This window comes from Klebsiella indica, from assembly GCF_005860775.1.
Classification (GTDB): domain Bacteria; phylum Pseudomonadota; class Gammaproteobacteria; order Enterobacterales; family Enterobacteriaceae; genus Klebsiella; species Klebsiella indica.
Map to the genome: position 1 here is coordinate 35,294 of NZ_VCHQ01000005.1, position 13,383 is coordinate 48,676.

Annotated in this window: 12 protein-coding genes; 6 read left to right on the forward strand and 6 right to left on the reverse strand. The window is 53.9% G+C overall.

Annotated features, from left to right (window positions below):
* Positions 1-36 precede the first annotated feature (36 nt).
* From hofQ to FE839_RS03655, 5 genes are read right to left on the reverse strand one after another with little or no spacing between them, the layout of a single operon-like run.
* Positions 37-1,278, reverse strand: coding sequence for a DNA uptake porin HofQ (gene hofQ / locus FE839_RS03635; protein WP_138359248.1), 1,242 nt, complete (start codon positions 1,276-1,278; stop codon positions 37-39).
* On the reverse strand, positions 1,187-1,594 hold the full coding sequence (locus tag FE839_RS03640; RefSeq protein ID WP_138359250.1) for a HofP DNA utilization family protein: 408 nt from the start codon (positions 1,592-1,594) through the stop codon (positions 1,187-1,189). The genes hofQ and FE839_RS03640 overlap by 92 nt, the downstream gene beginning before the upstream one ends.
* Positions 1,584-2,021 (reverse strand): HofO family protein, encoded by a 438-nt coding sequence (locus FE839_RS03645; protein ID WP_138359252.1) that lies wholly within the window; start codon positions 2,019-2,021, stop codon positions 1,584-1,586. Before FE839_RS03645 ends, FE839_RS03640 begins: the two co-directional genes overlap by 11 nt.
* Positions 2,005-2,544 carry a PilN domain-containing protein gene (locus tag FE839_RS03650; RefSeq protein WP_138359254.1) on the reverse strand — a complete coding sequence of 180 codons (540 nt, stop codon included), beginning with the start codon at positions 2,542-2,544 and terminating at the stop codon, positions 2,005-2,007. The genes FE839_RS03645 and FE839_RS03650 overlap by 17 nt, the downstream gene beginning before the upstream one ends.
* Positions 2,532-3,332: a type IV pilus biogenesis protein PilM gene (locus tag FE839_RS03655; protein ID WP_138359256.1), complete on the reverse strand. Its 801-nt coding sequence runs from the start codon at positions 3,330-3,332 to the stop codon at positions 2,532-2,534. Before FE839_RS03655 ends, FE839_RS03650 begins: the two co-directional genes overlap by 13 nt.
* 117 nt (positions 3,333-3,449) lie before the next feature.
* Here FE839_RS03655 and mrcA point away from each other — a divergent pair, with 117 nt between their 5' ends.
* Complete coding sequence (gene mrcA, locus FE839_RS03660; RefSeq protein WP_138359258.1) at positions 3,450-6,008, forward strand: peptidoglycan glycosyltransferase/peptidoglycan DD-transpeptidase MrcA; 2,559 nt, start codon at positions 3,450-3,452, stop codon at positions 6,006-6,008.
* Between the two features lie 298 nt (positions 6,009-6,306).
* Here the strand turns inward: mrcA and nudE are convergent, their stop codons facing one another.
* A complete protein-coding gene (nudE, locus tag FE839_RS03665) occupies positions 6,307-6,873 on the reverse strand; it encodes an ADP compounds hydrolase NudE (RefSeq protein ID WP_171034813.1) in 567 nt (188 codons plus the stop codon).
* A 324-nt stretch (positions 6,874-7,197) separates the two neighbouring features.
* Between nudE and FE839_RS03670 the strand changes: the two genes are divergently transcribed.
* The 5 genes from FE839_RS03670 (at position 7,198) to pckA (ending at position 13,348) form a co-directional block, all read left to right on the forward strand.
* Entirely contained in the window at positions 7,198-9,327 is a 2,130-nt protein-coding gene (locus tag FE839_RS03670) for an intracellular growth attenuator family protein (protein WP_138359262.1), read from the forward strand.
* 59 nt (positions 9,328-9,386) lie between these two features.
* Positions 9,387-10,070, forward strand: coding sequence for a GMP/IMP nucleotidase (gene yrfG / locus FE839_RS03675; protein WP_138359264.1), 684 nt, complete (start codon positions 9,387-9,389; stop codon positions 10,068-10,070).
* Positions 10,067-10,468: a ribosome-associated heat shock protein Hsp15 gene (gene hslR, locus FE839_RS03680; protein WP_138359266.1), complete on the forward strand. Its 402-nt coding sequence runs from the start codon at positions 10,067-10,069 to the stop codon at positions 10,466-10,468. Before yrfG ends, hslR begins: the two co-directional genes overlap by 4 nt.
* A gap of 18 nt (positions 10,469-10,486) precedes the next feature.
* Positions 10,487-11,371 (forward strand): Hsp33 family molecular chaperone HslO, encoded by an 885-nt coding sequence (gene hslO / locus FE839_RS03685; RefSeq protein ID WP_171034817.1) that lies wholly within the window; start codon positions 10,487-10,489, stop codon positions 11,369-11,371.
* Positions 11,372-11,725: 354 nt separating this feature from the next.
* Positions 11,726-13,348, forward strand: a complete 1,623-nt coding sequence (gene pckA / locus FE839_RS03690) for a phosphoenolpyruvate carboxykinase (ATP) (RefSeq protein WP_138359270.1) — start codon at positions 11,726-11,728, stop codon at positions 13,346-13,348.
* The last annotated feature ends 35 nt before the right edge of the window (positions 13,349-13,383 follow it).

Genomic DNA, 13,383 nt, shown 5'->3' on the forward strand with positions numbered 1-13,383 from the left:
CAAACACCTGAAACGTGTTTAGCATGAAAAACCCGATTAATGAGCTGCCAGAATCCGTGGAGTAATGAAGACAACCAGTTCACGTTTTTCGTTATCTTTACCGTCACGACGGAACAACGACCCAAGCCAGGGGATATCGCTAAGCAGAGGGATACCATCGCGCGAAGATTTATTTCTTTGCGAAAAGATACCCCCTAAGGCCAGAGTCTCACCGCTTTTCACTTCGATCTGTGTTTCAATTTCTTGTTTATCAATAGCCAGCGCCTCGCCGTGTTCCTGTTTCAGCACTTGTCCCGGTGTGTTTTCGCTGATTCTGAGCTTTAAACGCACACGATCCTGTTGTAAGACGGTGGGCGTCACCTCCATCCCTAGCACCGCCTCCTTAAACTCAACCGAGGTTGCACCGTTGTCTCCTCTGGAGACCTGATAAGGGATTTCGCTGCCCTGCTTAATGCTGGCGGGCTGCATATGCGAAGCCAGCAGCCGCGGGCTGGCGATAATGTCTACCTGCTGTTTTTTCTCAAGCGCGGAGAGTTCCAGCGCCAGCAGCCGCCCGCTTATACGACCAATATTAAAACCCGCTCGCGTGGCGGCATCGCTTGACGCCAGGTTGCTGTTTAAAACCGTTAGCTTCCCCGACCCCGGCGGACTGCTGGCTTCCTCCAGACTCCATTTAACGCCCAGCTCACGCAGGCTGGTTTCGCTCATTGAAACAATATGTGCCGCCAGTTCGACCTGGCCAACGGGTATATCCATTTCCCTTGCCCATGCCTTTAACGCCGGGAGGTGTCGCTCATCATCCCTGATAAGTAAACGGTTTGTGCGTTTATCGACGGTCAAGTGCCCGCGAGCGCTCAGTAATTTTTCTCCGGCTTTAGCGAGATCTTCAGCATTGGCATAATGTAAAGTCACGCTATGCCCTTGCAAAGGGAGATTCTGTAAACGCTTTGCTCTCTCCGCCTCAAGCTGCCCCCGTTGCGCCTTCTGCCAGGCCTGGGTATGAACATGCAATACCGAGCCTTGCTGCGCCAGCGCCAGACCCGCGCTGTCGATCACCGAGCGCAGTGCCTGCGACCAGGGCACATTCTTAAGATGCAGAGATACGGTACCGCTGACATCCGGGGCCACCACAAGATTTTTTTGTTTTATCTCCGCGAGCGTTTGCAGCACCTGAGCCACCGGCGCATCATCGACGATCAGCGACACGGGAAGATCTTTTTTGGCCGCGGTGACGATTACCGGCAACAGCAGAAACAGCAGATTTATCCATCTCATCATTTTTTATTCCCTTGCGCTGCCAGACCCATTGCGCAGGCTCACACCCCGGGCCGGTCACGATGACGATTTTCTCTGTCGTCAGAAGCGTAATACGCCAGTTCGTTGACAACGTTTCATCCACCTTCACACGGCGCCACTTTCCGTCGCTATCCTGCAAAATTCCAGTAAGAACCAGTGAATCGCCGATTGCCCCGCCATAGCGCCACTGGTTAAGTTGCGTCGTACGACAAAGATCAATCGCTGGCTGAAACGGATCGCGTTCTTCTGCGAACAGCAGAAACGGAAATAGCAATAAAGACGACCATTTATTGCGCATCTTCGGCCTCCAGTTGCACAGTCAGCAGTAAAGCCTGTTTTTCCGGCCGTATTGAAAATGCCGTTACCCCCATTCCGCAGCGGGCGAACCAGGAAAACAGCACAGGCACCGCTTGCCAGTCAACTGACAGTTGCATCTCTCCCCCTCCCCCCATCGGTCGCCAGGCAACAAGCGCCGCCCTCCTAACGGGAATATCAACAGGAGAAAAGACCTGAGTGGGGACGTCATCTCTTCTGGCGTTCTGTAACGTGGCTCGCAGTGGCAACAGTTTCTTCCACTGCGCCTGCATACGCTGCAGATCCCTTTCTTGTGTGTCTGGCGCAGAAGACGAGAGCCACAGCCAGCCCCCGACAATGAGAAGCAAAATAACAGGCAACACGAACAGGCTTTTACACTCAGACAGCCAACGCTCAATGCACGCCCGCATCTTCACTCTCTCCGGCCATGGAAAAGCTGAATAACCAGCGCCCTTCGCTATCGCGGTGTGTTTCACCGGCCTGAGCCGGACGGAAACCAGTTATGTTCTCCAGCGCCTTCTCCAGCGCGGCTAACCCTTTAATATTTAACGTTAGCCCACGCAGTAACAGCGCATTTTGTCGGTATTCCAGATGCGTTAACCAGGCTTGTGCCGGTAACCGGGCGGCGATCATTCGCAATCCTGGTTGCCATGCAGCGGTTTTCTCTCGCCGCCGCCGACTCTGGCGCAGCCGCTCGTACTGCTGTAGCTGTTGCTGCATTACTCGTTCACGCTGTTGAAACGCGGTGTAAAGGCGGTTTTCAGCGTTTATTCTCACCGTTTCAAACGCGTGGTTAACTTGCCTGTTGAGCCGTGAGGTAACCAACAGCGCGAGCAGGATAAGCAGGAACCCTGCGACCAGTAGTCCGCCCATCTGCAGACGCTGCCGTCGGCGCGTTTCACGCCAGGGCAGAAAGTTGACTATCTGGACCATGGTTGACGACCTCCCAGCGCCAGGCCCAGCGCAACGGTAAAGCTGTCGCTACAGGCCGGGAGAGGAGGCTGCAACCGATGAATGACGCTCCAGACGTCAAAGCTTTGCTCGTCGCACGGCGTGGAAGCGCAGAGCCAAAATTCCCCTGCGCCCACCTGTGACACCAGACGGGAAAAAGATGGGATTTCGCTGTATACGCAACATCCCCAGCTATCGACTGTCGCCCAAAGCCAGCTATCTTCGCCTCGCCACGCCAGACCATGGGTCCGGGAGGGCAACCAGGGGAAAAAAGCTCTGAGCGCGCAGGCATCCGGAACAATCCCCACGACACTCAGCTTGAGACGTTTCGCCAGGCGGCACAGCACATTAATATCTAACCGCTGTGCCGCGGTGACTCGCCAGCCGTCATCCATGCCGCTCGCAGAATAATCGACACATAATGAAGAAGCAGAACATTCCAGTTGCTGCGCCATTGCGCTGGCTATCCAGGCCGCCTGCTCGCTTTCATTTAATGAAGTTTGCGGACACGGCAGTTGTTTTTGCAATGTTCGCGCCGCTGGAAAAGCAATACAAACCTGATGCTGCAAAGGTAGTTCACGCCGCCAGTTCTGCAGTTGCCGGGCCAATGCGTCGACATCGACAACCAACCCCTGACGCACGGTACCGGGCGTTAATGGGATTTCCCACCAGCGACGTAACGCCCAGCGTGAGCGCTCATACGCCAGCGCGACAATCGCGATATGATCCTGCTGGATATGCATTCCTATGCGCCAGTTTCTAAAGGCCATTCTGACGATCTCCTTATCAGCCAACATGTTTCGCTATATCAATGCACCAGGCTTGCCTTTATACTACTGCGCGTTTGTTTATAAACTGCCCAATTCAAACTAAATGAGAAATCTCCGGTGAAGTTCGTAAAGTATCTTTTTATCCTTGCCATCTGTTGCGTATTGCTGGGAGCAGGCTCAATTTTTGGTCTCTATAAATACATAGAGCCTCAGCTCCCTGACGTCGCGACGCTGAAGGATGTACACCTGCAAATCCCGATGCAGGTCTATAGCGCGGATGGCGAGCTGATCGCGCAATACGGCGAAAAACGCCGTATTCCCGTCACGCTAAAACAAATACCGCCTGCGCTGATAAACGCGTTTATCGCCACCGAAGACAGCCGTTTTTATGAGCACCATGGCGTCGACCCGATCGGGATTTTCCGCGCCGCCAGCGTGGCGATGTTCTCCGGTCACGCTTCTCAGGGCGCCAGTACTATCACTCAACAGCTCGCGCGTAACTTCTTTCTGAGCCCCGAGAAGACGCTGATGCGTAAGGTGAAAGAGGCCTTCCTGGCGATCCGCATTGAACAATTGCTCACGAAAGATGAAATTCTTGAACTGTACCTGAACAAAATCTATCTCGGTTATCGCGCCTACGGCGTCGGTGCCGCCGCTCAGGTATATTTCGGTAAAACCGTCGACCAGCTCACGCTGAGTGAGATAGCCGTGATCGCCGGCTTGCCTAAAGCACCGTCAACATTTAATCCACTCTATTCTCTGGACCGCGCCACTGCACGCCGCAACGTGGTGCTCTCGCGTATGCTGAGCGAAGGCTACATCACCCAGTCGCAATACGATCAGGCGCGTAGTCAGGCCATTGACGCCAGTTACCATGCGCCGAAAATCGCCTTCTCATCCCCCTATCTCAGCGAAATGGTGCGTCAGGAGATGGTCAGCCGTTACGGCGAGCGGGCTTACGAAGACGGCTATCGCGTCTATACCACCATTACGCGAAAAAGCCAGTTGGCTGCTCAGCAGGCAGTACGCGATAACGTGATAAATTATGATATGCGTCACGGTTATCGCGGCCCTGCAGGCGTGCTGTGGAAAGTCGGCGAAACGCCATGGGATAGCCACAAAATCATCGACGCGTTGAAAAAAATTCCCGGCTTTGGCCCCCTCACGCCGGCGGTTATCACGTCGGTGAGTCCGCAGGAAGCCATCGCGCTGCTGAGTAACGGAACATCGGTGTCGCTGAATATGGAAGGCGTGCGTTGGGCGCGTCGGTTCATTTCCGACACTCAGCAAGGCGCCACGCCGCGTAAAGTGAATGATGTTCTGCAGGCCGGACAGCAGGTCTGGATACGCCAGGTGAGTAATAACTGGTGGCTGGCGCAGGTGCCGGATGTCAACTCCGCGCTGGTATCAATTAATCCGCAAAACGGCGCAATTATCGCGCTGGTCGGCGGTTTTGATTTTAACCAGAGTAAATTCAACCGTGCGACTCAGGCGCTGCGCCAGGTCGGCTCGAACATTAAGCCATTCCTTTATACTGCGGCAATGGATAAAGGTTTAACGCTGGCGAGCATGCTCAACGATGTTCCGATTTCCCGCTGGGATGCGGGTTCCGGCTCAGACTGGCGGCCCAAGAATTCGCCGCCGCAATACGCGGGCCCCATCCGCTTGCGCCAGGGATTAGGGCAATCGAAGAACGTCGTGATGGTCCGCGCGATGCGCGCCATGGGGGTGGACTATGCTGCCGACTATCTCCAGCGTTTCGGCTTCCCGGCACAAAACATTGTGCGGACCGAGTCACTGGCGCTGGGTTCAGCATCCTTCACGCCGCTCCAGGTTGCACGCGGCTATTCCGTCATGGCTAACGGCGGTTTCCTGATCACCCCGTATTTCATCAGCAAAATAGAGAACGATCAGGGCGGCGTCGTTTTCGAGGAACGGCCGAAAACGGCCTGTCCACAGTGCAACATTCCGGTGATTTATGGCGATACACCGAAATCAAATGTGCTGGAGAATAAGGATGTTGAGGACGTTGCCACTTCTCAGGAACCGCAAAACGCCAGTGTTCCTCCGCAGCCTCAGCTTGAGCAGGTGAACCCATCGCTGGTTGCGCAGAGCGGTGTGCCGGAATATGCGCCACACGTCATCAACACACCGCTGGCCTTCCTGATTAAAAGCGCCCTGAACACCAATATCTTCGGCGAACCCGGCTGGATGGGGACAGGCTGGCGCGCAGGTCGCGACCTGCAACGTCACGATATTGGCGGCAAAACCGGGACCACCAATAATTCAAAGGATGCGTGGTTCTCCGGCTACGGTCCCGGCGTGGTGACATCGGTCTGGATTGGCTTTGATGATCACCGTCGTGATCTGGGGCGTACCACTGCCTCCGGCGTCATCAAAGATCAAATATCGGGTTACGAAGGTGGCGCTAAAAGCGCGCAACCGGCCTGGGATGAGTTTATGAAAATCGAGCTGGCGGGCGTACCAGAGCAGCCGCTAACGCCACCGCCTGGCATCATTACGGTGAATATCGATCCCAGTACGGGCCAACTGGCCAGCGGCGGTAATGGCCGTCCTGAATACTTTATCGATGGTACTCAACCGACGCAACAAGCGGTTCATGAAGTCGGCACCACCCTCACCGATGGCGGGGGCGAGACCCACGAACTGTTCTGACAAAACACGCATCTGGGGCTAACATGGATCGTTAAGCCCCATTTGTCAGGTTCACCCAGTTTCTACGCGTTTGCACTCTCGTCAGGTTTCCTGATGTTCCCTGCGGCTACCCGGCAGTTGAAAGCCATAAAAAACAGACGATAGCCGAAATTATTCAGGTTGAATCAGGAGAGAAAACGAGCAGACCGTATGTGGTTTTCGCCAGAGGGATCCCAAAAAGGCAGCATAAACTTCAATAAATTGCTTAACTAACTGGCATTAATCCGCGGGTGTTTAATCTGTATCTGGCAACGTACGCCTAAAGCCGCCCCTGAGCCTGCAGCCATTCACGCAGCAGGAACAACGCACTAACGTTACGCGCCTCATTGAAGTCCTCTTCATCCAGCAGCGTCATCAGTTGCGACAGCGGCCAACGGACCTGCGGCAACGGCTCTGGCTCATCGCCCGGCAGCGATTCCGGGTAGAGATCTTCCGCTACCAGGATATTCATTTTGCTGGAGAAATAGGAAGGCGCCATGCTCAGTTTTTTTAAAAAGGTCAGCTTTCGCGCCCCAAACCCAACTTCTTCCTTCAGCTCGCGATTAGCGGCTTCCGGCACGCTTTCCCCCGGATCAATCAGACCTTTAGAAAAACCCAGTTCATAAGACTCCGTACCGACAGCGTATTCACGGATCAATATAATATGCTCATCGACAATCGGCACAATCATCACAGCTTCACGGGTAGAAGGCCGCATCCGCTCATACACGCGGCGCACGCCGTTGCTGAACTCCAGATCCACGCTTTCAACATTAAAAAGGCGCGAGCGCGCGACAGTTTCAACATTGAGAATGGCAGGTTTTTGTAATGATTTGCTCATTGTCATCGGTCTATGCTGTGATTACAGAGGTTATTGTGCGATACGCAGCACGGTTTCGGCAATTCAATTCGCCATTAATTTACATAGTTGCAACTTAACCATCTTAAATGCCGTTGATATAAAGACAAAAAAGTCAATAGGTTGAATAGCTTTTGAGAATTTACTGATTCCTGGATTTTAACGTTTTTGATAAGGTTGTATTCTGCTGCGTGGCGCTATCAATTTTCCCGTTTTGACACGACATATGCCGAATACGTACGACTTTTTACCTCCGGTGTGAACGGCTACCGACGATACCAGTAAGAAAAGAATAATTATGATGGGATGGGCATGGGCACCTTTCTGATTTTTTTGCTAGCTCTGCTAATCTGTGCATTGCTTATAGGGTGGTGGTATCGAACGCACGCCAGACGTCGCCGCCTGCCGCTGTTGCATGCATTTAGCGATGCCGCGACGCGCAAGCTCGCTGATGACGAGCGCAGTGCTGCGGAAAAATATCTCGGCGATCTCAGTCGCAACCAGCAACTGCCGGCTTCGGGCGCCAGCGCCGCGCCGGTCAACCTGCGGCTGAATGAACAGAGTGACACCGTTTTTACTGTTACCCGGGCGATTACCCGCTACGGCATCACCACTGACGATCTGAATAAGTGGCGCTACTTCCTTGATTCAGTAGAAGTTCATCTTCCTCCATTCTGGGAACAACATATCAACGATGAAAACAGCGTCGAGTTAATTCCAACCGATAGCCTGCCGCTGGTCATTGCCCTCAACGGGCAAACGCTGAAGGACTACCCTCAGGAGGCAAGGGGCTTCGCCCTTGAGCCAACGACGGCGACACAGGCCTCTATCCGTGGAGAAGAGAGCGAGCAAGTTGAACTGTTGAGTATCCGCCCGGAAACAACGGAAGAGCACGCGCTCAGCCGCCCTGATAGCCTGCGTGAAGCGGTCCTGGTCGTTGTCGCGTTCCTGCTGTTTTATTGTAGTCTGCTCAGCCCTGAGGTCTTTGCCCCCTGGCTACTGATCGGTGGCGTTTTGCTGCTACTGGCCGGTGTATGGGGCATTTATGCGCCGCCGCGTAAAACAACACTTCGGGAAATTCATTGCCTGCGCGGCATGCCTAAACGCTGGGGACTGTTTGGCGAAAATAACCAGGAACATATCAACAATATTTCTCTCGGCATTATCGACCTCATCTACCCACGCCACTGGCAACCGTGGATTACCCAGGATCTCGGCCAGCAAACGGATATTGATATCTACCTCAGTCGCCATGTTGTCCGCCAGGGGCGTTTTCTGTCGCTGCATGATGAGGTCAAAAACTTCCCGCTTCAATACTGGCTACGCAGCGCGATTATCGCCTCGGGCGCGCTGTTGGTTGTTGTTATGTTATGGGCCAGCGTACCGCTGGATATGCCTTTTAAATTCACCCTTTCATGGCTGAAAGGCGCACAGACTATTGAAGCCACAACGGTCGCCCAGCTAGAGAAGTCACATATCCGGATCGGCGACACGCTGCGCCTGAAGGGAAGCGGCATGTGTAATATCCACACGCCGGGCGCCTGGACAGCAAAAGAGAACCTGCCGTTCAGGCCATTCGACTGTTCGCAAATCGTCTGGAATGATGCCCCTCCCCTGCCACTGCCGGAGTCAGATATTGTCACCAGGGCGACAGCGTTAATGCAAACCGTTCAGCGCCAGCTCCATCCCGAATCAACCGATCAGTCACACGTCAGTCCAGCGCTGCGTTCCGCCATCCAGAAATCAGGGATGGTGCTGCTTGATGACTTTGGCGATATCGTGACAAAAACCAACGATCTCTGTTCGGCAAAAGATGACTGTATTCGGCTGAAGAATGCGCTGGTCAATCTTGGCAACACGCATAACTGGGAAACCCTGATCAAACGCGCGAACACGGGTAAACTGGATGGCGTCAATGTACTTCTGCGGCCGGTCAGCGCTGAGTCGCTGGAAAACCTGGTCACTACATCCACCGCGCCATTTGTCAGCCGCGAAACCTCACGCGCAGCCCAGGCGCTAAATAGCCCGGCGCCGGGCGGTTTCTTGATTATCAGCGATGAAGGAAGCAGCCTGGTGAATCAACCATGGCCAACTGCCGGACTATATGACTTTCCCGCACATCAGCAGTGGAGCGAACTGCAGCGGCTGGCGGGTATGTTGATGCACACGCCGTTTCAGGCGGAAGGGATCGTCACGAACCTCTATACCGATGCCAACGGTACCCAGCATGTTAATCTGCACCGAATCCCCGATCGTACCGGTCTGTGGCGTTACCTCGGGACAACGCTACTGCTGCTGGCAATGCTGGGCTGCATGGTCTATCACAGTATCCAGGCTATACGTCGCTATCAGCGGCACCGTCAACGCCAGGAAGAGATCCAGAAATACTACGAAAACTGTCTGAATCCGGTTCTGCTCTCCTCGCCAGACACGCAAGAATAATTCTCTGCGTGACAGGGTATGATACCCTGTCGCGCCATTCCCTTCTCTGGAGACTTACCATGCATGTTGATATCGCCTGGCAGGAAGTTGATACCGTTCTGCTGGATATGGACGGTACGCTTCTCGACCTCGCCTTTGACAACTATTTCTGGCAAAAACTGGTCCCGGAAACCTGGGGAGCCGCGCGGGGGCTCAATCTGCAGGAAGCCAGGGAAGCGATACGTCAGGAGTATCACGCGGTGCAACATACGCTAAACTGGTACTGTCTGGACTACTGGAGCGAACGCCTGGATTTGGATATTTATGCCATGACCAGCGAGCAGGGGCCGCGGGCCGCGCTGCGTGACGATACCGTGCCGTTTCTTGATGCCCTGCAAACCCACGGTAAGCGCAGGATTTTACTGACTAACGCCCATCCGCATAATCTGGCGGTAAAGCTAAAACATACCGGGCTGGACGCGCACCTTGATTTATTGCTTTCCACCCACACATTTGGTTATCCGAAAGAGGATCAGCGACTGTGGCGCGCAGTGACCGAAGAAATCGGCATTGATGCGCGCAAAACGCTCTTTGTTGACGATAACGAAGCGATTCTGGATGCGGCGGCAACATTTGGCATCCGCTATTGCCTGGGTGTCACCAACCCCGATTCCGGGCTTGAGGAAAAAAGCTATGCGCATCATCCGGGACTGAATGACTACCGGCGACTGATCCCCTCACTGACCCAACAGGAGAGGCCATGAAAGAAAAATCCGTCGAAGCCATCCGGCTGGACAAATGGCTTTGGGCAGCACGCATTTATAAAACCCGCGCGCTGGCGCGCGAGATGATTGAAGGCGGTAAGGTGCATTACAACGGGCAGCGTAGCAAACCAGGGAAAGTGGTCGAGCTGAATGCCACCCTGATGCTCCGCCAGGGCAATGATGAGCGCACTATTGTGGTAAAAGGCATTAGCGGACAACGTCGGCCAGCCAGCGAAGCTGTCGCGCTTTACGAAGAGACGGCGGAAAGCATTGAGAAACGCGAGAAAATGGCGCTGGCGCGCAAAATGAACGCGCTAACCATGCCGCATCCCGACAGACGTCCGGATAAGAAAGAGCGCCGCGACCTGATGAGATTTAAACACGGCAATAGTGAATAACTGTGGCCAGCAAGAGAGATTATTATGACTCAACACGATCAATTACACCGCTATCTGTTTGAAAATTATGCCGTACGCGGTGAGCTGGTAACCGTTTCAGAAACCTTAGAACAGATTCTGACGAACCACAGCTATCCGCAGCCGGTTAAAACCGTGCTGGCGGAGCTACTGGTCGCCACCAGCCTGCTGACCGCAACGCTGAAGTTTGCTGGCGATATTACCGTTCAGTTGCAGGGTGATGGCCCGCTATCGCTGGCGGTAATTAACGGCAACAATCAGCAGCAGATGCGCGGCGTCGCCCGCACCCAGGGCGAGATCCCGGAAGGCGCGGATCTGAAAACCCTGGTCGGTAATGGATATCTGGTCATTACGATCTCGCCGGAAGAAGGCGAGCGCTATCAGGGCGTGGTCGGTCTGGAGGGCGATACGCTGGCGGCTTGTCTGGAAGATTATTTCCAGCGCTCAGAACAGCTGCCCACTCGTCTGATCATTCGTAGCGGTGAGCATGACGGCAAACCGATGGCAGGTGGCATGCTGTTGCAGGTTCTGCCTGCGCAAGATGCGCAGGCGGCTGATTTCGAACATCTCAGCACCCTGACCGATACCATCAAAGCTGAAGAGCTATTCACCCTGCCAGCAAACGACGTGCTCTGGCGTCTGTACCACGAAGAAGAAGTGACCGTCTACGAGCCGCAGAACGTAGAGTTTAAATGTACCTGCTCTCGTGAACGCTGTGCCGGCGCGCTGAAAACGTTGCCGGATGAGGAGATTGACAGCATCCTGGCAGATGAAGGGGAGATTGATATGCACTGCGACTACTGCGGCAATCATTACCTCTTTAATGCAATGGACATCGCCGAGATCCGCAACAACGCTTCTCCGGCTGACCCGCAGATTCACTAATTACCCTTCCGCCAGGCGTCCGAACGCGCTTTTGTTCCCGGTGCCTGGCGTCAAGTTTTTATTTACGGGATGAATCGATTCTCAATGAAAGAGTTACGTAATTTTCTTTCAGGTAAGCGATTACATTCACATTTCAGCAGTTTTTTTAATTACTTTTTAACCATTAAGAAACATTGACCCTCACTGACAGCCTGTTTTCTGCAATAATTCCTCACGCTTCGTGACAGGAGTCACAACGTTTTTCGTCAGCCTGGCGTTTGTCGAGATACGTAAATCTATGAGCCTGGTCGCGGTCTATACCCCGTAATAACCCCTACAATTTCCAGTAATATAAATTGGCTAAGGAGCAGTGACATGCGCGTTAATAATGGTTTAACCCCGCAGGATCTCAAGGCTTATGGTATTTCTGACGTCCATGATATCGTTTACAACCCCAGCTACGATACTTTATATCAGGAAGAACTTGCCCCTAACCTGGAAGGTTATGAACGGGGCGTATTAACCAATCTCGGCGCGATCGCCGTCGATACCGGTATTTTTACCGGCCGTTCTCCAAAAGATAAATATATCGTTCGTGACGATACCACTCGCGATACCGTGTGGTGGTCTGATAAAGGCAAAGGAAAGAACGACAACAAGCCGCTGTCTGAAGAAACGTGGCAACACCTGAAAGGTCTGGTTACTCGCCAGCTCTCTGGCAAGCGACTGTTTATTGTTGATGCCTTCTGCGGCGCAAACGCCGACACTCGCCTGAGCGTCCGCTTTATTACCGAAGTCGCCTGGCAGGCGCATTTTGTGAAAAACATGTTTATTCGCCCAGACGATGAAGAGCTGGCAACCTTCGCACCGGATTTTATCGTGATGAACGGCGCGAAATGCACGAATCCACAATGGAAAGAGCAGGGCCTGAATTCCGAAAACTTCGTTGCTTTCAACCTGACCGAACGCATTCAGCTGATTGGCGGGACCTGGTATGGCGGTGAAATGAAAAAAGGCATGTTCTCCATCATGAACTACCTGCTGCCGCTGAAAGGTATCGCTTCCATGCACTGCTCCGCCAACGTCGGGGAAAAAGAAGATGTCGCCATCTTCTTCGGCCTTTCCGGCACCGGTAAAACCACCCTTTCCACTGACCCGAAACGTCGTCTGATTGGCGATGACGAACACGGCTGGGATGACGATGGCGTATTTAACTTCGAAGGCGGCTGCTACGCGAAGACGATTAAGCTTTCCGAAGCCGCTGAGCCGGATATCTACCATGCGATTCGCCGCGATGCGCTGCTGGAGAATGTTGTGGTATTGGCCGATGGCTCCATTGATTTTAATGATGCCTCGAAGACCGAGAACACGCGTGTTTCTTACCCGATCAACCATATCGAAAATATCGTTAAGCCGATCTCGAAAGCTGGCCATGCCACTAAGGTTATCTTCCTGACCGCCGATGCGTTTGGCGTGTTACCGCCGGTTTCTCGCCTGACCGCCGATCAGACCCAGTACCACTTCCTGTCAGGTTTCACCGCCAAACTGGCCGGTACCGAACGCGGAGTAACCGAGCCAACACCCACCTTCTCCGCCTGCTTCGGCGCCGCGTTCCTGTCGCTGCACCCGACGCAATACGCGGAAGTGCTGGTCAAGCGGATGCAGGCTTCCGGCGCACAGGCTTACCTGGTCAACACCGGCTGGAACGGCACCGGCAAACGTATCTCGCTCAAGGATACCCGCGCCATTATCGATGCCATCCTCAACGGCTCGCTGGACAATGCCGAAACCTTCACCCTGCCGATATTTGAACTGCAGATCCCGACAGCGCTGCCGGGTGTGGATAGCCATATCCTCGATCCGCGTAATACCTACGGCTCGCCAGAGCAGTGGCAGGAGAAAGCCGGGCAACTGGCGCAACTGTTCGTCGAGAACTTTGAAAAGTATACCGATACCCCAGCAGGCGCCGCGCTGGTGACCGCCGGGCCGAAACGCTAAGCGGTTCGTCAAAACCAGGCGATCACCACCTCCAT